We start from the raw sequence: 17238 nt of genomic DNA, 5'->3' as shown, positions 1-17238 counted from the left end.
ATCGCCAAGATCGCAGCCTTCGGCAGCTCCTACATTTGGATGGCGTACACCCTGTAGGAGCTGCCGAAGGCTGCGATCTTTTTCCGAAGCTATCGCAACCTCCCATAGCCCAACGCCTCGGCCTCTTGCTGGTAGTCGAGCACGATCTGATAGTCGCTCTCGCTGGCGGGCAACACTTCTTGCAGGCCCAACGCCTCGGCGACCTCGGGCAGTTCCTTCAGTGCCTGGTTCATCACCTGTCGAAGCTGTTCAGCCTGTTCATCAGTGGTGCCGGCCGCCGCGATATACGGCAACGTCGGACTAAACGCGGTGCGCGCCAATACTCTCAAGCCAGCGACTTCTGCCTGGGCGTGCTGCGCCAGATAGGCGAAGGTCACGCTGTCGATGGCGGCCAGGTCCGCCAGGTCGTCACGCAGCCAACGCAGGCTTTCGCGGTGGCTGCCGCTGATGGCGACATTGGCAAAAAACTGCCCGTCGCGGTGCAACGGCGCCAGTCGGTGACGCAACAGGTTCATGCCACTGTTGGAGTCTTCGCCGTTGATCACACCGCGACTGCCGCGCAAGGCCGACAAGGTTCTTCGAGGATCATCGGCGCGAGTCAGCAACAGGCTGCAATGGTTGCCGCCGCTGCTGTCCGGCAGTTCATAACGAGGACGACCAATGACCCGGACGCGACCGCGCAAGGCTGTCATCAACGGGTAGCCGCAGGTTTGGGTCAGCAGCAGGTGCGGGGATAGCCAAAGGTCCATCAGCGACAGTTCTTCGGCATCAAGGCGGGTGCTGCCGAGCTGTTCGACGATATGCTGCAGCCAACGCTCGTTGGCCTGGCGGATTGGCTCGGGAGCGACATACATCAGTAACTCAGCGAGGTGTTGTGTCATCGAAATCTTCCCATACAACCAAAATCCCCTGTGGGAGAGCCTGTGTGGCGAGGGGGCTTGCCCCCGTTCGGCTGCGCAGCAGTCGTAAAACCATTGCATGCGGTGTACCTGATACACCGCGATTGCAGGTTTTGGGGCCGCTTCGCAGCCCAACGGGGGCAAGCCCCCTCGCCACAGGGGAGCTCATTCGCAATCAATGAAACGGATGCCGTGGACTATCGATCGCCCTCACCCCGTGCTGACGCACCAACTGGCCATAACCGTGCACCAGAAACCCGCCACTGCGCGTCAGCCATTGCTCGCGACGCGCGCGGTACACCCGTGGCAAGTCGTACCAGGGCAACCCCGGCAAGTCGTGGTGCACCAGGTGCAGATTGAGATTCAGGAACAGCCAGCGCCACGGCCACCCCGCTTCATTGATGACGGTGCGTTGCTCCGGTTGCGCATGCGGACGGTGTTCATAGTAGGAGCGAATCATTGCAATCGACAGCGCCGGCACGCTGATCAGCAACAGGTAATACCAAACCGGCAGCACGCTGTAGCGCGCGATGAACGCCAGCATCAGCAGCGTCAGCGCACCATGGCTCAGCCACATCAACCAGGCTTGGCGCTCACCCGTTTTCAGCCGTTGCAGCTCCTCCCGCGCCAGCGCCAGCAAGGCCAGTGGCGCACCGAGGGCCAAGCGCCCCAGCACGGTTTTGTTCAGCCAGTGCAGGCCCTGTTCGAACAGCGAACTGCGCTGCCACTGTTCAGCGCTCAGGTAACGGCTTTCCGGGTCGCTACCTGGGATGGTCAGGTCTTGGTCGCGGTGATGCAGCAAATGGCTGTCGCGGTACAAGGTGTAGGGATACCAGACCGCAAACGGCGCATAACCGAGGACTTTATTCAGCATTGGCCAACGGGTGGGATGACCGTGCAGCAATTCGTGCTGCACCGACAACCACAACACCAGCAGTGGAATCAGCAACAACGTGCTCCACCAGAGCCCCAACCGGGCACTGCCCAGCACAATACTGAACCAGCCGACGTAAACGCCGATCAGCAGCAACCAGGTCGGCCACTCGGTGCGAGCGGTGAAACGTTGGCGCAGGGTTTCGATTTCTTCACGGTGGGCAGCGTCGAAGTAATGGGACATGGCTTTGCTCAGAACGGGAACCAATCCCCCTCTGTGCAACGGCACCGGGATTTCTTGCAGATTGTTTGGTTATTTCGATAGACGTAAAAAATCGGAGCCCGAGGACTCGGGCTCCGTTGACGCGGGATCAGTGGCCGAACACATTCACCTTCTTGGCCTTCTTGTCCGCGCGTTTTTCAATCGCGGTTTTCGCCGGTTTTTTCTTTGCGGCTTTCTTTGATTCCATACCTTTGGACATGATGCATACTCCACTAACAGGGGATGTGAGATCAGGTATACACCTATCCCGGCGCGCGTGTTCTTTTATAATCTGTGCCCTGCCCACCGACTGTCCGAGCCCATGCCCAACACCCAGTACACCTTGCTCGACGAGCCATTATGGCCGTTGATGAACAAGTTTTACCGCGCCCACCAATCGTCGATGAAAGCGGTGCGAGACGCTCAATTGTGGGTCGCAAGACGTGAAGAGATCATCGCGGCGCTGTGTTTGCGGCCGGTGGCCGGCGGGCATTGGCTGACCGGGCTGTTTGTCGACCCGAGCTGTCGCGAACAAGGAATCGCCGCGACGTTGATCGCTCACGCCGTCAAGCACCTTGAAGAGCCGGTCTGGCTGTTCTGTCATCCGGATTTGCGTGGCTTTTATGAGCGTCGCGGCTTTACCTTCGACCCGCCCCTGCCCTACGCCCTGGCCGAACGGTTGAGCCGTTATGCGCGCAGCAAACCGATGATTGCCATGGGTTTGCAACCAGGTTCGGCATGAACAGCGATCCTTTAGCGATTCAATCGTCCGCCGCAGGATCAAGGTCCGGGAACATCACTTCGGTAAACCCGAACTTGCTGAAGTCTGTGATGCGCGAGGGGTATAACCGGCCGATCAGGTGATCGCATTCATGCTGCACCACCCGTGCATGAAATCCCGAGGCAATGCGCACGATCGGCTCGCCCTTGGGATCAAAGCCTTCATAGCGAATCTGCTGATATCGATCCACCGCCCCGCGCAGGCCCGGCACCGACAGGCAGCCTTCGAAACCCTCTTCGAGGGTCGGGCTCAAGGGCGTGATCAGCGGATTGATCAGAATCGTCTGCGGAACCGCTTCGGCGTCCGGATAGCGCTCGCTGTGCTCGAAACCGAAGATCACCAGTTGCAGGTCGACACCGATCTGCGGCGCGGCCAGGCCGACCCCGCCGACGCTTTCCATGGTCTGGAACATGTCATCGATCAGTTGCCACAATTCGGGGCTGTCGAACATTTCCGCCGGCACCGGCGGAGCGATGCGCAGCAGGCGTTCATCGCCCATTTTCAGAATTTCACGGATCATTTTATGACTTCGTCAGTGGTCGGCTGGATTGAGTGATCTCGCCCCAGTCCTGAGACATGCTGTTTGGGTTCTTCGTGCACCTTTTCACCGGGTTTCTTGCCTTCGGATGACATGTGCTCGATCACCGCGTTCATTTCCGCACCGAGCAGCAGCACCGCGGCGGAAATATAGAAGTACAGCAACAACACGATGATCGCGCCGATACTGCCATACATGGCGTTGTAGTTGGCGAAGGTTTTGACGTACAGACCGAAGCCCAGCGAAGCGACGATCCAGACCACCACGGACAACACCGCACCCGGGGTGATGAAGCGAAACTCTTGTTTGACGTCGGGCATGACGTAGTAAATCAGCGCCACTGCCATCATCAATAGAATCACGATCACCGGCCAGCGCGCGATGGTCCAGACGGTCACAATGAAATCTTCAAGGCCCACCTGCGAAGCGATCCAGGCCATCACCTGCGGCCCGAGCACCATCAGCGCAGCGGCGGCCAGCAGCATGCCGGCAATGCCGATGGTGTAGAAAATCGACAGCGGAAAACGCTTCCACACCGGACGGCCTTCAACCACGTCGTACGCGGCGTTCATCGCACTCATCATCAGCCGCACACCAGCGGACGCGGTCCACAGGGCGATCACGATACCCACCGAGAGCAAACCACCCTTGGATTGCTGGAGCTGGTCGATCACCGGGTTCACCTGCTCCAGCGCCTGGGGCGGCAGCACCAGTTCCGATTGCAGGCGCAGCCAGGAGAAGAAGTCCGGCAAGTGCAGGAAGCCGATCAGGGCAATCAGGAACAGGATGAAAGGAAACAGCGAGAACAGCATCTGATAGGCGAGCGCCGAGGCATAGGTCGACATCTCGTCGGCGACGAACTCGGTGACCGTGCGCATCATCACGCGATGCAGGGGCAGACCTTTCATGGTCGGGAAAAACATTAGCGTCTCGCCGCAAAAAAGTTGAAGTCATGGCGACTCAGGGGCCGTTTTCTACAACAAAGTAGCCTACTTGGCGACTTTGAAACAATTTCCTTGCTCAAGTTCAAGCTGACACAAAAACGGCCATCCGCGGATGGCCGTTTGTGTTACTCGTCAAAGGCCGGATCACGCCTTGTCGATACCTTTTTTAAGAGCATCCTTGACCTTACCGATGGCTTGCTGGGCTTCGCCTTTCTGTTCCTGCCTGACGCCTTCGGCGCGCATTTTGTCATTACCGGTGGCCTTGCCGACGCCTTGCTTGACGTTGCCGACCGCTTCGTTTGCCATGCCTTTAACTTTATCGCCAGTGCTGCTCATGGTATGTCTCCTGAGAACATTTCAACGGGGAAAGTCGTTACATAAGGGTGGACCGAAAGCCTTTGCGCGGAGTTTCATTTATTTCCCAACAGAACATTTCATCGCCCCAGGCAGGTTAGGCTTTATGTTTGCAGGCTTTGCCCCGAGAATGCGCAACGTATTCAGGCCATGGCGCTGAAGATCCAATCCCGTAGGAACGTTATGAAACTCGATAAAAAGCAGGCCATTGCCCGCAGAAACCAGGAACTTGGCGGTGCAGTGCTTGGCGTCAACAACTGCCATTTCACCGAATTGAACCGTAACCGCAACATTTTCTGGTTCGATATCCCGGTCGCGCGGCTGGCCATTGGTCAGTACGAATGGATTCACTTGCTGATGCACACCCCGGATACCGACGAACTGCTGCACCTGAAAGTGCCGACGGTGTTCCTGCGCGAGAAGCTCGAAGGCCTGGTGGTGCGCAACCAGGGTAAACGCAAGGCTGCATTGAGCCTGGAACTGAGCGCCGACAAGGACTCGTACCTGCAGGACATGCGTCCGGCGGGCACCAACGTCAATTTCGCGCAGTTCCGCCAGTAATCCTCTCAAGCCATCAAAGAGTCCCCTGTGGCGAGGGAGCTTGCTCCCGCTGGGGTGCGTAGCGCCCCTAAATCAGGCACCTCGATTCACCTGATCAGGCCGCTGGCTGCTTTTACGACTGCTGCGCAGCCGAGCGGGAGCAAGCTCCCTCGCCACAAAAGCGCAATTCATACTGCTTTAAACAAGAAGCCCCGCATCTGCGGGGCTTTTGGTTGATCAGGCGCTGACTTTCTTCACGCCCAGTTTCTTCAGCTCTTCGTCGCGCAACTCGCGGCGCAAGATCTTGCCGACGTTGGTGGTTGGCAGCGCGTCGCGGAACTCCACGGCTTTGGGCACCTTGTAGCCGGTGACGTTGGCGCGCATGTGCTCCATCACCTGTTCCTTGGTCAGGGTCACGCCCGGTTTGGCAACGATGAAGATCTTGATCGCCTCCCCCGACTTCTCGTCCGGCACGCCGATGGCCGCGCATTGCAGCACGCCCGGCAGGGTCGCCAGCACGTCTTCCAGTTCGTTGGGGTACACGTTGAAACCGGAGACCAGGATCATGTCTTTCTTGCGATCGACAATGCGCATGTAGCCATCGGGCTGAATCAGTGCGATATCACCGGTCTTCAACCAGCCTTCGCTGTCGAGTATTTCATCGGTGGCTTCCTGACGCTGCCAGTAGCCCTTCATGACTTGCGGACCTTTCACACACAGTTCACCGATGCCGCCCAACGGCTGCTCAACGCCGGCATCGTCGATGACTTTGCACCGGGTCGACGGCACCGGAATACCGATGGTGCCGATCTGGATGTTCTGGCTCGGGTTCACCGTGGCCACCGGGCTGGTTTCGGTCATGCCGTAACCTTCACAGATCGGGCAGCCGGTGACCGCTTTCCAGCGTTCAGCCGCGGCCAGTTGCAAGGCCATGCCGCCGGACAAGGTGATTTTCAGGTTCGAGAAATCCAGCTTGCGGAACGCTTCGTTGTTGCACAACGCAACGAACAGCGTGTTCAGGCCGACGAAACCGCTGAACTTCCACTTCGACAGTTCCTTGACCATCGCCGGCAGATCGCGCGGGTTGCTGATCAGGATGTTGTGGTTACCGATCAGCATCATCGCCATGCAATGAAAGGTGAAGGCATAGATGTGGTACAGCGGCAGCGGGGTAATCAGGATCTCGCAACCTTCGTTAAGGTTGGAGCCCATCAGCGCCTTGCACTGCAGCATGTTCGCCACCAGGTTGCGGTGGGTCAGCATCGCGCCCTTGGCCACGCCGGTGGTGCCGCCGGTGTATTGCAGCACCGCCACGTCGCTGCTGGCCGGGTTGGCTTCAACCACTGGCTGGCCATGGCCTTTGCTCAACACGTCGTTGAATTTGATGGCCTTGGGCAAGTGATACGCCGGGACCATCTTCTTCACGTACTTGATGACGCTGTTGATCAGCAGACGCTTGAGCGGCGGCAGCAGGTCGGCCACTTCAGTGACGATCACGTGCTTGACGCCGGTTTTCGGCACGACGGTCTGTGCCAGATGCGCCATGTTGGCCAGGCAAACCAGGGCTTTGGCACCGGAGTCGTTGAATTGGTGTTCCATTTCCCGCGCGGTGTACAGCGGGTTGGTGTTGACCACGATCAGCCCGGCGCGGATGGCACCGAAGACGGCGACCGGGTACTGCAACACGTTTGGCAATTGCACGGCGATTCGATCGCCCGGCTGCAAATCGGTATGCTGTTGCAGGTAAGCGGCAAAGGCACCGGACAATTCGTACAGCTCACCGTAGGTGATTGTCTTGCCCAGGTTGCTGAATGCCGGTTTGTCAGCGAAGCGTTGGCAGGATTGCTTCAACACTGCCTGAATATTCGGGTACTCGTCTGGATTGATCTCGGCAGCAATTCCAGCTGGGTACTTATCCTTCCAAAAGTCTTCGATCATGGAAGCCCACTCCTCAGCAACGCGAATTCAACACCGCATTTGATGCGATTATTATTGGTGTTTGTCTATTGGTGAATCTGGCTTTACATAGGCCGAGAAGTCACAAAGCGCGCCGAGAGTAGCAGCTTTGCCAAGGGCCGACTAGAGCCTAAATAGGCCCCTACAGTCACTTTGGTGACTCAAGAATGGCAAGCGGTCATTTTAGAGCAAAAATCCTATACCGCCCTGAAAGCCGCTGAATTCGCGGCTTTCAAAGCAAAAGATCGCAGCCTTCGGCAGCGCCTGCAGAGGAATGCGATCCCCGTAGGAGCTGCCGAAGGCTGCGATCTTTTGGCATCACCTCGGTCTACGACCGTTTATGCGATATCCCGCAACTCCCGCCGCAAAATCTTGCCCACCGGCGTCATCGGCAACGACTCACGCAACACGATGTGCTTGGGTACTTTGTACGCCGTGAAATTTTCCTTGCAGTAAGCCTTCAGCTCTTCAAGGCTGACCCCCGACTCACGGGCCACCACAAACAGTTTCACCGCCTCCCCCGAACGCTCGTCCGGCACGCCGATCACCGCACAGTTGGCGACTTTCGGGTGGGCCATCACCACGTCTTCGATCTCGTTCGGGTACACGTTGAAGCCCGAGACGATGATCATGTCTTTCTTGCGATCGACAATGCGCACGAAACCGTCCGGGTCGATCACCCCGATGTCGCCTGACTTGAACCAGCCGTCGGCATCCAGCACTTCGGCGGTGGCTTCGGGTTTCTGCCAGTAGCCCTTCATGATCTGCGGGCCTTTGATGCACAGTTCGCCGCGCTCGCCCAACGGCTGCTCGACGCCTTCGTCGTTGATCACTTTCAGGGTTGTGCCCGGCACCGGCAAGCCGACCGTGCCGATGCGCGATTTGTCGCCGTAAGGGTTGGTGCAGGCCACCGGCGAGGTTTCGGTCAGGCCGTAACCTTCGGTGATCCGGCAACCGGTGAGCTGTTCCCAGCGCTCGGCGGTGGCCTTGACCAGCGCCGTGCCGCCGGAGTTGGTGAGTTTGAGGCTGGAGCAATCCAGAGTCTTGAAATCGGGATGGTCCATCAGCGCGACGAACAGCGTGTTGAGCCCCAGCAGCGCCGAGAACCGCCAGTTCTTCAGTTCCTTGATGAAGCCCTTGATGTCCCGCGGATTGGTGATCAGCACGTTGTGGTTGCCGGTCACCATCATGCACATGCAGTTCGCCGTGAAGGCATAGATATGGTAAAGCGGCAGCGGCGCGATCATCACTTCCTGGCCTTCGCGCAGCAGCGGCTGACCGTCGGCACCCAACTGACTGAGGCATGCCCGCGCCTGCTGCATGTTCGCCACCAGGTTGCCGTGGGTCAGCATCGCGCCCTTGGCCAGCCCGGTGGTACCGCCGGTGTATTGCAACACGGCGATGTCGTCGAGACCGACGTTCAGCGGTTTGATGCCCAGGCCCCGGCCCAGACGTAGCGCGCTCTTGAAGGAGATGGCCTGGGGCAGTGAATAATCCGGGACCATTTTCTTGACCTTGGCGACCACGGTATTGATCAGCCAGCCCTTGGCGCTGGGCATCAGGTCGCCCATCTTCGCTTCGATCAGGTACTGGATGTCAGTGTCGGGCAACACTTCCTGGACCTTCTGTCCAAACACGTTCAGGTACACCAGCGCCCGGGCACCGGAGTCCTTGAACTGATGACGCATCTCCCGCGCGGTGTACAGCGGGTTGGTGTTGACCACGATCAGCCCGGCGCGCAAGGCGCCGAACACGGCGATCGGGTAATGCAGGACGTTGGGCATCTGCACCGCGATGCGATCCCCCGGCACCAGGTCGGTATGGGCTTGCAGGTAACCGGCGAACGCAGCGCTGTAACGTTCCAGTTCAGCGTAGGTCAGGGTCACGCCCATGTTGCTGAATGCCGGGCGGTCAGCAAATTTCTTGCAGGAACGCTCGAACACCTCGATCACCGACTTATAGGCCCCAAGGTCGATATCCAGGGGCACGCCGGCCGGGCGTTTGTCATTCCAGAAATCAGGTTGCATTGTTCTTGTCCTCATTACCTGAATCTATCCGGGGCCGCTTTTTCCATTACTTCTGAAAAGCGGTGCTTCCCGGACACTAGCAGCTATGGTGAATCAGGCAAATATGCGCACGGTCCTCATTGATCCCGTGAATCTTGCTGCCCCGGCGCGGCCTGATCAGACGGCGCGCGCGGGATGCGCTATACAATGCAACGACGCCCATGCCGCATACAGTCCCATGCAAAGGAATCGCCATGATCCATGACACTTTCTGGCTGACCGCGAGCGACCGCAGCCGCCTCTTCGTCAACCAGTGGCTGCCGGCTGCGCCGCTCAAAGCCGTGATCCTGCTGGCCCACGGCATGGCGGAACACAGCGGTCGCTACGCTCGCCTGGCAGAAAAGTTCTGTGAACAGGGCTACGGTGTTTACGCACCGGACCTGCGTGGACATGGCAAAACCGCTGAAAACGGCACGCTGGGCCACTTCGCCGACAGCGATGGCTGGGGCAAAGTGGTCGGTGACCTCGCCAGCCTCAACCAACATATCGGCCAACAGCATCCCGGCACGCCAATCGTGCTGTTGGGCCACAGCATGGGCAGCTACATCGCCCAGGCTTACTTGCTGCACCACAGCGCCAGCCTGCACGGGGCGATTCTCAGCGGCTCGAACTTCCAGCCTGTGGCGCTCTATCGCGCAGCGCGGCAGATTGCTCGTCTCGAACGCCTGCGCCAGGGCCCCAAGGGTCGCAGTGCATTGATCGAATGGCTGTCGTTCGGCTCGTTCAACAAGAAATTCAAACCGGCGCGCACCTCGTTCGACTGGCTGAGCCGCGACCCGGCCGAGGTCGACAAGTACGCCAACGACCCGCTCTGCGGCTTTCGCTGCACCAATCAGCTATGGATCGATTTGCTCGGCGGCTTGCAGCAAATCAGCAAAGCGTCCAATCTCGCCCAGATCGATCCGGGCCTGCCGCTGCTGGTAATTGGCGGCGAATGTGATCCGGTGAGCGAAGGCAAACGTCTGAAAGATCTGGCCCACGCCCTGCGCGACGCTGGCTGCCAGAGCCTGCACTTGAATATTTACCCGCAGGCCCGGCACGAACTGTTCAATGAGAGCAATCGCGATGAAGTGACTGCCGACGTGCTGAACTGGATCGCCCAGGCCTTGAGCAACCGCCGGCCACCCAGAGCCGAATAGTTTTTTGTGGATTCATTTAATTCGTCACAGGAATCGAGACAGATGACCCAGGTTACCAACACCCCTTACGAAGCCCTCGAAATCGGCCAGACCGCCAGCTACAGCAAAACCGTCGAAGAACGCGACATTCAGTTGTTCGCCGCGATGTCCGGCGACCACAACCCGGTGCACCTGGACGCCGAATTCGCCGCTGCCTCCATGTTCAAGGAGCGCATCGCCCACGGCATGTTCAGCGGCGCGTTGATTAGCGCGGCGGTGGCTTGCGAGTTGCCTGGGCCGGGGACTATTTATATCGGTCAGACGATGAGCTTTCAGAAGCCGGTGAAGATTGGCGACACGCTGACTGTGCGCCTGGAAATTCTCGAGAAAATGCCGAAGTTTCGTGTGCGGATCGCCACTCGCGTGTTCAACCAGCGTGATGAACTGGTAGTGGATGGCGAGGCGGAGATTCTGGCACCGCGTAAACAGCAGACCGTGACATTGCCGACCTTGCCGGCGATCAGCATCGGCTGATTCATCACTCATCCGTGGCCTGGATGGGCTTCTGTGGCGAGGGAGCTTGCTCCCGTTCGGCTGCGCAGCAGTCGTAAAAGCTGCTCCGCGCCGGAACAGGTGAATCGAGGTGCCCGATTGGGGGCGCTGCGCACCCCAGCGGGAGCAAGCTCCCTCGCCACAAAAAGCCCCCCTCGCCACGGTGAATGCAGCGTTTCGTTCTCCTACAATCTCGAACACAAAAAAACGCCAGACACGCTGGCGTTTTTGATGGGGAACGAACGCTTACGAGCGTGCGCGAGCCTGGTTACGCAGGGCTTTGACCTGATCGTGGTTGCGTTGCACGCCGTGGTACTGGCGTTCAACGGTGTCACGAATACTTACCAGGTTGTCTTCGTTGATTTTTTCCAGCGCTTTCTTGTAAGCCTTCTTCGCGTGGTCTTCACCACGCTCAGCTTCGTTCAGCACTGCCTCTTCATCCTTGCCGGTGAACATCGACTTCACATCCACCCAACGACGGTGCAGATCGCCGCTGACACTGGTGGAGGTTTCCGGATCGCCGCCCAGGGAACGCACCGTGGCCTGCAATTCGCCAGCGGCAGTGGCGCAGTCGGCGGAGCGCTGAATGAACAGATTTTTGAGTTCGGGATTCTTGATGTCTTCAGCGCAAGTCTTGAACCCTTCCTGACCATCTTTACAGGTTTCAATCAGGCCGTTGAGTACAGAGATCGCTTCTTTATTAATGTCGGTCATTTTTCAATTCCTTGCGGTTGATGAAAGATGCAGTAAGTCATTGCACCCTGCATGCCAGCTTCGAATTGATTTTTTTCTACTTAAATTTCAACAAGTTATATTTAAACGTGAGATCTGTATCCGCTTTTTTTGCATGATCTGTCAATTGGCCTGCATGCAGAATGCCTGTATTTTCCAGACTGTTTTGAATCAAGACGACTGACGATGAATCCCGAAAAGCTCGAACTGCTGATTACCCGCGAGATGCCCTTCGGCAAATACAAGGGCCGTATCATCGCCGACCTGCCCGGCCAGTACCTGAACTGGTTCGCTCGCGAAGGTTTCCCTCACGGGGAACTGGGCGGGTTGCTGGCCTTGATGCAGGAAATCGACCACAACGGTCTGTCGGAGCTGCTCGAACCCTTGCGTGTCAAACACGGCAAACCTGCCCCTCGTCACTGATCTGACCTATCGCACCGAGTCGCCCATGCCCGATAACACCCGCCGTGCCCGTGATGAAGCCTTTTGGCAGACCTTTACCGACCGCTATGCTGTCGAACCCGGCCCCCTGAACCTGGAGAACGGTTACTTCGGGCGCATGTCACGCACCGTGGTCGAGGAGTATCAGCGCAACATCGAGCTCATCAACCGCGGCAACTCGGTGCATGTGCGCCAGCGCTTCGAACAGGGCGAAAGCGTCAAGATTCGCGCGCAGCTGGCCGAGCTGATCGGTGCCCCGGCCGAAGCCGTCGCCTTCACCCGCAACGCCTCGGACGGCTTGCAGTCGCTGATCCGCAACTACAATCGCCTGGAACCGGGCGATCAGGTTCTGCTGTGCGATCTGGAGTACGACACAGTCAAGAGCGCAATGCGTTGGCTGGCCAGCTATCGAGGCGTGGAAGTGATCGAGATCGAGCACCGTCACCCCGCCAGTTTCGACAGCTTGCTGGCCACGTACCGCGAAGCTTTCACACGTTATCCGCGACTGAAGTTGATGGCCCTGACCCACGTCACCCATCGCACCGGTCTGGTGATGCCGGTGCAGGCGATTGCCGCTGCCGCCAGGGAACACGGCATCGATGTGATCCTCGACGGCGCCCATGCTCTGGGCCAGATCGAGTTCAACCTCGATGAGCTGGGCATCGCCTTTGCCGGCTACAACCTGCACAAATGGATCGGTGCCCCGCTGACCCTCGGCTTCATTTACATCGCGCCCGAGCGCCTGGCCGACATCGACCCGGACATGGGCGAGATGCATTTCCCGATCACCGACATTCGCGCCCGCACGCCATACAGCACCCCGAACATCCCGGCCCTGCTGACCCTGCCGCTGGTGTTCGAAGAGCATTGCGCCATGGGCGGTTCCGTCGCCAAGGGTGCACGGCTCAATTACCTGCGCAACCGCTGGGTCGATGCCGTTCGGGCGTTACCGGGGATCGAAGTCCTGACCCCGGATGACCCGCGCCTGTACTGCGGCATCACCTCGATGCGCTTTACCGGGCATGCCGACCAACAAGTGATGGTCGAGCGCCTGCTCAACGACTACAACCTGTTTACCGTGGCGCGCAGCGGCGCAGCATGTGGCCCGTGCATCCGCATCACGCCGGGGCTCACGACCATGGCAGCGGACATGGATGTACTGGCCCGGGCGTTGAACGAATTGCGCTGACGTCACACGGTGTATTTATCAAAGTCCTCGGGCTTGATTTGCGATGACACCGCAAACGTGTCGACACCGATGGTCGTGTGCCCGAAAAAGCCGTCCTCATTCGAGTCTCGACCGATGGTGTGAATGTTGAGGGTCGAGGCCTCGCCGCCCATGCGCTGATGAAACATATCCTGCGCATTGGTCAGCGGTGAAACGGCTCGACCGCTGTACTCACGGGCGTTGAGCACCGACCTTGATGCGACCTCGGGAAAGTAAAGCTGGCCGACCCAGGCGACATGCCGCTCTTCCAGATAGTTATTACCGGCCGTGATGCGTACCGCGACGTGAATGTGCAAAGCGCGGCCGGCATAGAACCCCGGATAAATCGTGGTAAACCGCACGATGCCCATTTTGTCGGTGAATTGCCCACCACGCAGGTAGGTGTCGTCGTCGGTGCGCGGGATCGACCCGATATCATCCACATCGACTTCCTTGTCCGGGTTGACCTTGCTCCAGCCCGAATACGCCCCGCGCGCATTGCAATGCCAGATATCGACCAATGCCCCGGTAACCGGTTGACCGGTCATGGCATCGATGATCGTGAGCCGCAGCACCAAGGGGACGCCGTCCATGCCTTCGCTGATGTTTCGTCTGATCAGTTTCGGGTTTCGAAAATACGGACCGGCGATCTGCTCGGGTGACAGTTGATAAACCGGTGAAGCGGATACAACTGCAGTGTTGTCGTCCATGACATTCTCTCTTCCATAAGATGAACGCAGGTTAACGCTGGACGTGCGACGAGATGCGGTAACTATGTATCGCGTGATGTCGATCCGTAGCAGCTGCCGAGCCTGCGAGGCTGCGTTCGGCTGCGCAGCAGTCGTAAAACCAGAGATTGCGGTATGTCAGACAGACCGCGTCAGCCGGATTCACGACTGCTTCGCAGCCGAACGCAGCCTCGCAGGCTCGACAGCTGCTACAACGAGCGTTTCGACGGCCACAGGAGTTTTCATCAGGCAAAAAAAAACGGTGCACCGACCAAGCGCACCGTAAAGCCGTAGAACACACAACGAAGTGTTTGGTAAATCCGGTAAATCAGATCAATCCAGCAGGGCCAACGCCTCGGCGGTGCACTCCTGGATGCGGGCCCAGTCGCCGTTCTTGATCCACTCGGGGTCAAGCATCCAGCTACCGCCCACGCACATCACGTTTTTCAACGCCATGTAGCTCTTGATGTTGGCCGGGCTGACGCCGCCGGTCGGGCAGAATTTAACTTCGCCGAACGGTCCGCCCAATGCCTTGATGGCTGCGACGCCGCCGCTGACTTCCGCCGGGAACAGCTTGAAGCGGCGATAACCCAGGCAATAGCCTTCCATGATGCCGGAGGCGTTGCTGATGCCCGGCAACAGCGGGATCGGGCTGGCGACACTGGCTTCGAGCAGGTCACGGGTGATGCCAGGCGTCACAATGAACTGCGAACCGGCGGCTTCGGCAGCGGCCAGCATGCTGCGATCAAGCACCGTACCGGCGCCGGTCACCAGTTCCGGACGCTTCTCGCGCAGGATCTGGATGGCCTTGAGGCCGAACTGCGAACGCAGGGTCACTTCCAGCGCCGTGAGGCCACCGGCGGCCAGGGCGTCGGCCAACGGCAGCACGTCCTGTTCGCGAGCGATGGTGATCACCGGCAGGATCCGCGCCTTGGCGCAGAGGCTGTCGATCAGGGCAACTTTGTCCGCCATGGAAACGGTCGGGGATGTGTTTGTCATAGCGGCTGATCCTTGGTTCATGGGCACCAGTAAATCTCTAACGTAGGTTGCAGAAACGCCCGAATCGGCATGGCGGCGACATCGTCACCGGCCAGTGCGGCGCTCAGGGTGGTCAACTTGGACTGACCGGAAATCGATAGAACGGTGTGCCTGGCCGAAGCCAGCAGCGCGCGACTCATGGTCAGGCGCTGGCGCGGCACGGTCGGCGCCAGCATCGGCCAGCAGCGACGGCTGCCGTCGACTTTCAAGGAGTCGGCCAGGTTCGGGCTGTTGGGGAACAGCGACGCGGTGTGACCGTCGTCGCCCATGCCCAGCACCAGCACATCGATCGCCGGTAATTCGGCGAGCAAGCGATCAGCCTGCTCGGCGGCCTGTTCCAGGTTGGCGGTGGCACTGTAGAGGCTCAGGAACTGGGCCTTGGCTGCCGGGCCTTGCAACAGGTAACGCTTGAGCAGACCGGCATTGCTGTCGGCATGCTCCACCGGCACCCAGCGCTCGTCAGCCAGGCTGACCACCACCTTCGACCAGTCCAGCGCCTGCTTGGCCAAGTGCTGGAAAAACGCCACCGGGCTGCGCCCACCGGACACCACCAGCGTCGCGTTGCCTTGTGCGGCAATCGCGTCGCTCAGTTGTTTGGCCACTGCCAATGCCAGGCCTTCGGCCAGCAGCACCGGGCTTTTGAACTCATGGGCGCTGACGCCCTGAGGCAGTTTCAATTTAGATATCGCCATACCACGACCTCCCGTCCCGCGTGATCAGTGCAATGGAGCTCATCGGCCCCCACGACCCGGCCGCGTACGGCTTGGGCGCATCACCGGACTTTTTCCACCCGGCAATCAACTGGTCACACCACTTCCACGCGGCTTCGATTTCATCTTTACGGACAAACAGGTTCTGATTGCCACGCATCACTTCCAGCAACAACCGCTCGTAAGCATCGGGAATCCGTGCGCTGCGCCAGGTGTCGGAAAAATTCAGCTGCAACGGACCGCTGCGCAACTGCATGCCCTTGTCCAGGCCTTGTTCTTTGGTCATCACGCGCAAGGAAATGCCTTCGTCCGGTTGCAGGCGGATGATCAGTTTGTTGCTGATCTGCAAGCGCTGCTCAGGGGCGAAGATGTAGTGCGACGGTTCCTTGAAGTGGATGACGATCTGCGACAGCTTCTGCGGCATGCGCTTGCCGGTGCGCAGGTAAAACGGCACGCCGGCCCAACGCCAGTTGCGAATGTCGGCACGCAGGGCAACGAAGGTTTCGGTGTCGCTCTGGGTATTGGAGTTAGGCTCCTCCAGATACCCGGGCACCGATTTGCCTTCGCTGTGACCGGCGATGTACTGGCCGCGCACCACTTGAGTGGTCAGGCCTTCCGGGCTGATCGGCGCCAGTGCCTTGAGGACTTTGACTTTCTCGTCGCGGATGCTGTCGGCGGACAGGTCGGCCGGCGGGTCCATGGCGATCAGGCACAGCAACTGCAGCAGGTGATTCTGGATCATGTCCCGCAGCTGGCCGGCCTTGTCGAAGTAACCCCAACGGCCTTCGATCCCGACCTGCTCGGCCACGGTGATTTCCACGTGGGAAATGTAATTCTGGTTCCACTGGGTTTCGAACAGGCTGTTGGCGAAACGCAGGGCGATCAGGTTTTGTACGGTCTCTTTGCCCAGGTAGTGGTCGATACGGTAGGTGCGGTTCTCCGGGAAGAACTGCGCCACGGCATCGTTGACCTTGCGCGAGGATTCCAGGTCAGAACCGATGGGTTTTTCCAGCACCACGCGGGTGTTTTCGGTCAGGCCGACCTTCGACAGGTTCTCGCAAATAGCACCGTAAACCGCCGCCGGCGTGGCGAAGTAGGCAATCACCCGCTGGGCACTGCCGGCCTGCTCGGCCAGGGCGACGTAATCGTCGGCCTTGAGGAAGTCGACATGCAGGTAACTCAACCGGGCCAGGAAGCGCTCGAGCACGGCTTCATCCAGCTCTTTGGCGCCCACGTAGCGACGCAACTCGGTGGCGATGAACGCCAGATGCTGCTGCTCGCTGCCGGGTTCACGGGCCAGTGCGATAATGCGCGTATCCTCATGAAGCAGGCCGGCACCATCGAGTTGATAAAGGGCAGGAAACAGCTTGCGCAAGGCTAGATCGCCGAGAGCGCCGAACAAGGCAAAGGTGCACGGTTCAACCGTAATCGAAGGCATGATGTTTGTTCTTTTATCAAGTTAAGCTACAAATACCTTTTTTCAAGGCATCACTCAAGGG

Annotated in this window: 18 protein-coding genes; 6 read left to right on the top strand and 12 right to left on the bottom strand. The window is 59.0% G+C overall.

Annotated features, from left to right (window positions below; all coding sequences use genetic code 11):
• Nucleotides 1–89: 89 nt before the first annotated feature.
• Nucleotides 90–881 carry a phosphate/phosphite/phosphonate ABC transporter substrate-binding protein gene (locus ACEN9A_RS05850; protein ID WP_258672623.1) on the bottom strand — a complete coding sequence of 264 codons (792 nt, stop codon included), beginning with the start codon at nt 879–881 and terminating at the stop codon, nt 90–92.
• Nucleotides 882–1074: 193 nt separating this feature from the next.
• Nucleotides 1075–2016, bottom strand: a complete 942-nt coding sequence (locus ACEN9A_RS05845; protein WP_258672622.1) for a fatty acid desaturase — start codon at nt 2014–2016, stop codon at nt 1075–1077.
• 340 nt (nt 2017–2356) lie between these two features.
• On the opposite strand from ACEN9A_RS05845, the gene ACEN9A_RS05840 reads away from it, so the two are divergent.
• Nucleotides 2357–2776 (top strand): GNAT family N-acetyltransferase, encoded by a 420-nt coding sequence (locus tag ACEN9A_RS05840; RefSeq protein ID WP_018926450.1) that lies wholly within the window; start codon nt 2357–2359, stop codon nt 2774–2776.
• Nucleotides 2777–2795: 19 nt separating this feature from the next.
• Here the strand turns inward: ACEN9A_RS05840 and def are convergent, their stop codons facing one another.
• The 3 genes from def to ACEN9A_RS05825 all read right to left on the bottom strand — a co-directional run bounded on the left by def (nt 2796) and on the right by ACEN9A_RS05825 (nt 4633).
• Nucleotides 2796–3335: a peptide deformylase gene (gene def, locus ACEN9A_RS05835; RefSeq protein ID WP_018926451.1), complete on the bottom strand. Its 540-nt coding sequence runs from the start codon at nt 3333–3335 to the stop codon at nt 2796–2798.
• Entirely contained in the window at nt 3332–4276 is a 945-nt protein-coding gene (locus tag ACEN9A_RS05830; RefSeq protein WP_018926452.1) for a YihY/virulence factor BrkB family protein, read from the bottom strand. Before ACEN9A_RS05830 ends, def begins: the two co-directional genes overlap by 4 nt.
• Before the next feature lie 165 nt (nt 4277–4441).
• Complete coding sequence (locus ACEN9A_RS05825) at nt 4442–4633, bottom strand: CsbD family protein (protein WP_018926453.1); 192 nt, start codon at nt 4631–4633, stop codon at nt 4442–4444.
• A 201-nt stretch (nt 4634–4834) separates the two neighbouring features.
• Between ACEN9A_RS05825 and ACEN9A_RS05820 the strand changes: the two genes are divergently transcribed.
• Nucleotides 4835–5212: a hypothetical protein gene (locus tag ACEN9A_RS05820; protein ID WP_018926454.1), complete on the top strand. Its 378-nt coding sequence runs from the start codon at nt 4835–4837 to the stop codon at nt 5210–5212.
• 216 nt (nt 5213–5428) lie between these two features.
• Here the strand turns inward: ACEN9A_RS05820 and fadD1 are convergent, their stop codons facing one another.
• Complete coding sequence (gene fadD1, locus ACEN9A_RS05815; RefSeq protein ID WP_018926455.1) at nt 5429–7129, bottom strand: long-chain-fatty-acid--CoA ligase FadD1; 1701 nt, start codon at nt 7127–7129, stop codon at nt 5429–5431.
• A 356-nt stretch (nt 7130–7485) separates the two neighbouring features.
• A complete protein-coding gene (fadD2, locus tag ACEN9A_RS05810; RefSeq protein WP_019651710.1) occupies nt 7486–9174 on the bottom strand; it encodes a long-chain-fatty-acid--CoA ligase FadD2 in 1689 nt (562 codons plus the stop codon).
• A gap of 233 nt (nt 9175–9407) precedes the next feature.
• Between fadD2 and ACEN9A_RS05805 the strand changes: the two genes are divergently transcribed.
• A complete protein-coding gene (locus tag ACEN9A_RS05805; protein ID WP_019651709.1) occupies nt 9408–10352 on the top strand; it encodes an alpha/beta hydrolase in 945 nt (314 codons plus the stop codon).
• 42 nt (nt 10353–10394) lie between these two features.
• Nucleotides 10395–10865: a MaoC family dehydratase gene (locus ACEN9A_RS05800; protein WP_019581456.1), complete on the top strand. Its 471-nt coding sequence runs from the start codon at nt 10395–10397 to the stop codon at nt 10863–10865.
• A gap of 264 nt (nt 10866–11129) precedes the next feature.
• Here ACEN9A_RS05800 and ACEN9A_RS05795 read toward each other — a convergent pair whose 3' ends face one another.
• The gene (locus ACEN9A_RS05795) at nt 11130–11597 is read right to left on the bottom strand and encodes a ferritin-like domain-containing protein (RefSeq protein ID WP_258672620.1); all 468 of its coding nucleotides are present in this window, start codon (nt 11595–11597) and stop codon (nt 11130–11132) included.
• A gap of 204 nt (nt 11598–11801) precedes the next feature.
• Between ACEN9A_RS05795 and ACEN9A_RS05790 the strand changes: the two genes are divergently transcribed.
• Both ACEN9A_RS05790 and ACEN9A_RS05785 read left to right on the top strand, forming a co-directional pair.
• Nucleotides 11802–12038, top strand: a complete 237-nt coding sequence (locus ACEN9A_RS05790) for a DUF3820 family protein (RefSeq protein WP_026346079.1) — start codon at nt 11802–11804, stop codon at nt 12036–12038.
• A gap of 25 nt (nt 12039–12063) precedes the next feature.
• A complete protein-coding gene (locus ACEN9A_RS05785) occupies nt 12064–13245 on the top strand; it encodes an aminotransferase class V-fold PLP-dependent enzyme (protein ID WP_258672619.1) in 1182 nt (393 codons plus the stop codon).
• A gap of 2 nt (nt 13246–13247) precedes the next feature.
• Here ACEN9A_RS05785 and ACEN9A_RS05780 read toward each other — a convergent pair whose 3' ends face one another.
• From ACEN9A_RS05780 to zwf, 4 genes are all read right to left on the bottom strand, one after another.
• Entirely contained in the window at nt 13248–13973 is a 726-nt protein-coding gene (locus ACEN9A_RS05780) for an intradiol ring-cleavage dioxygenase (RefSeq protein WP_258672618.1), read from the bottom strand.
• A gap of 351 nt (nt 13974–14324) precedes the next feature.
• On the bottom strand, nt 14325–14990 hold the full coding sequence (locus ACEN9A_RS05775; RefSeq protein ID WP_018926462.1) for a bifunctional 4-hydroxy-2-oxoglutarate aldolase/2-dehydro-3-deoxy-phosphogluconate aldolase: 666 nt from the start codon (nt 14988–14990) through the stop codon (nt 14325–14327).
• Between the two features lie 17 nt (nt 14991–15007).
• Nucleotides 15008–15721 (bottom strand): 6-phosphogluconolactonase, encoded by a 714-nt coding sequence (gene pgl / locus ACEN9A_RS05770; RefSeq protein ID WP_258672615.1) that lies wholly within the window; start codon nt 15719–15721, stop codon nt 15008–15010.
• Nucleotides 15708–17177, bottom strand: a complete 1470-nt coding sequence (gene zwf / locus ACEN9A_RS05765; protein ID WP_018926464.1) for a glucose-6-phosphate dehydrogenase — start codon at nt 17175–17177, stop codon at nt 15708–15710. Before zwf ends, pgl begins: the two co-directional genes overlap by 14 nt.
• Nucleotides 17178–17238: the final 61 nt, after the last annotated feature.

Source organism: Pseudomonas sp. Pseusp18 (genome assembly GCF_059506005.1).
Note: the sequence above shows the minus strand (reverse complement) of the source record. Positions and strands in the feature narration are given on the sequence as shown.

Coding starts and splice junctions, on each gene's coding strand:
- ACEN9A_RS05825 (WP_018926453.1), bottom strand. CDS start 4,633: ATGAGCAGCACTGGCGATAAAGTTAAAGGCATGGCAAACGAAGCGGTC.
- ACEN9A_RS05785 (WP_258672619.1), top strand. CDS start 12,064: ATGCCCGATAACACCCGCCGTGCCCGTGATGAAGCCTTTTGGCAGACC.
- ACEN9A_RS05780 (WP_258672618.1), bottom strand. CDS start 13,973: ATGGACGACAACACTGCAGTTGTATCCGCTTCACCGGTTTATCAACTG.
- ACEN9A_RS05805 (WP_019651709.1), top strand. CDS start 9,408: ATGATCCATGACACTTTCTGGCTGACCGCGAGCGACCGCAGCCGCCTC.
- ACEN9A_RS05840 (WP_018926450.1), top strand. CDS start 2,357: ATGCCCAACACCCAGTACACCTTGCTCGACGAGCCATTATGGCCGTTG.
- fadD1 (WP_018926455.1), bottom strand. CDS start 7,129: ATGATCGAAGACTTTTGGAAGGATAAGTACCCAGCTGGAATTGCTGCC.
- ACEN9A_RS05790 (WP_026346079.1), top strand. CDS start 11,802: ATGAATCCCGAAAAGCTCGAACTGCTGATTACCCGCGAGATGCCCTTC.
- ACEN9A_RS05845 (WP_258672622.1), bottom strand. CDS start 2,016: ATGTCCCATTACTTCGACGCTGCCCACCGTGAAGAAATCGAAACCCTG.
- fadD2 (WP_019651710.1), bottom strand. CDS start 9,174: ATGCAACCTGATTTCTGGAATGACAAACGCCCGGCCGGCGTGCCCCTG.
- ACEN9A_RS05830 (WP_018926452.1), bottom strand. CDS start 4,276: ATGTTTTTCCCGACCATGAAAGGTCTGCCCCTGCATCGCGTGATGATG.
- pgl (WP_258672615.1), bottom strand. CDS start 15,721: ATGGCGATATCTAAATTGAAACTGCCTCAGGGCGTCAGCGCCCATGAG.
- ACEN9A_RS05775 (WP_018926462.1), bottom strand. CDS start 14,990: ATGACAAACACATCCCCGACCGTTTCCATGGCGGACAAAGTTGCCCTG.
- ACEN9A_RS05795 (WP_258672620.1), bottom strand. CDS start 11,597: ATGACCGACATTAATAAAGAAGCGATCTCTGTACTCAACGGCCTGATT.
- ACEN9A_RS05800 (WP_019581456.1), top strand. CDS start 10,395: ATGACCCAGGTTACCAACACCCCTTACGAAGCCCTCGAAATCGGCCAG.
- ACEN9A_RS05820 (WP_018926454.1), top strand. CDS start 4,835: ATGAAACTCGATAAAAAGCAGGCCATTGCCCGCAGAAACCAGGAACTT.
- zwf (WP_018926464.1), bottom strand. CDS start 17,177: ATGCCTTCGATTACGGTTGAACCGTGCACCTTTGCCTTGTTCGGCGCT.
- ACEN9A_RS05850 (WP_258672623.1), bottom strand. CDS start 881: ATGACACAACACCTCGCTGAGTTACTGATGTATGTCGCTCCCGAGCCA.
- def (WP_018926451.1), bottom strand. CDS start 3,335: ATGATCCGTGAAATTCTGAAAATGGGCGATGAACGCCTGCTGCGCATC.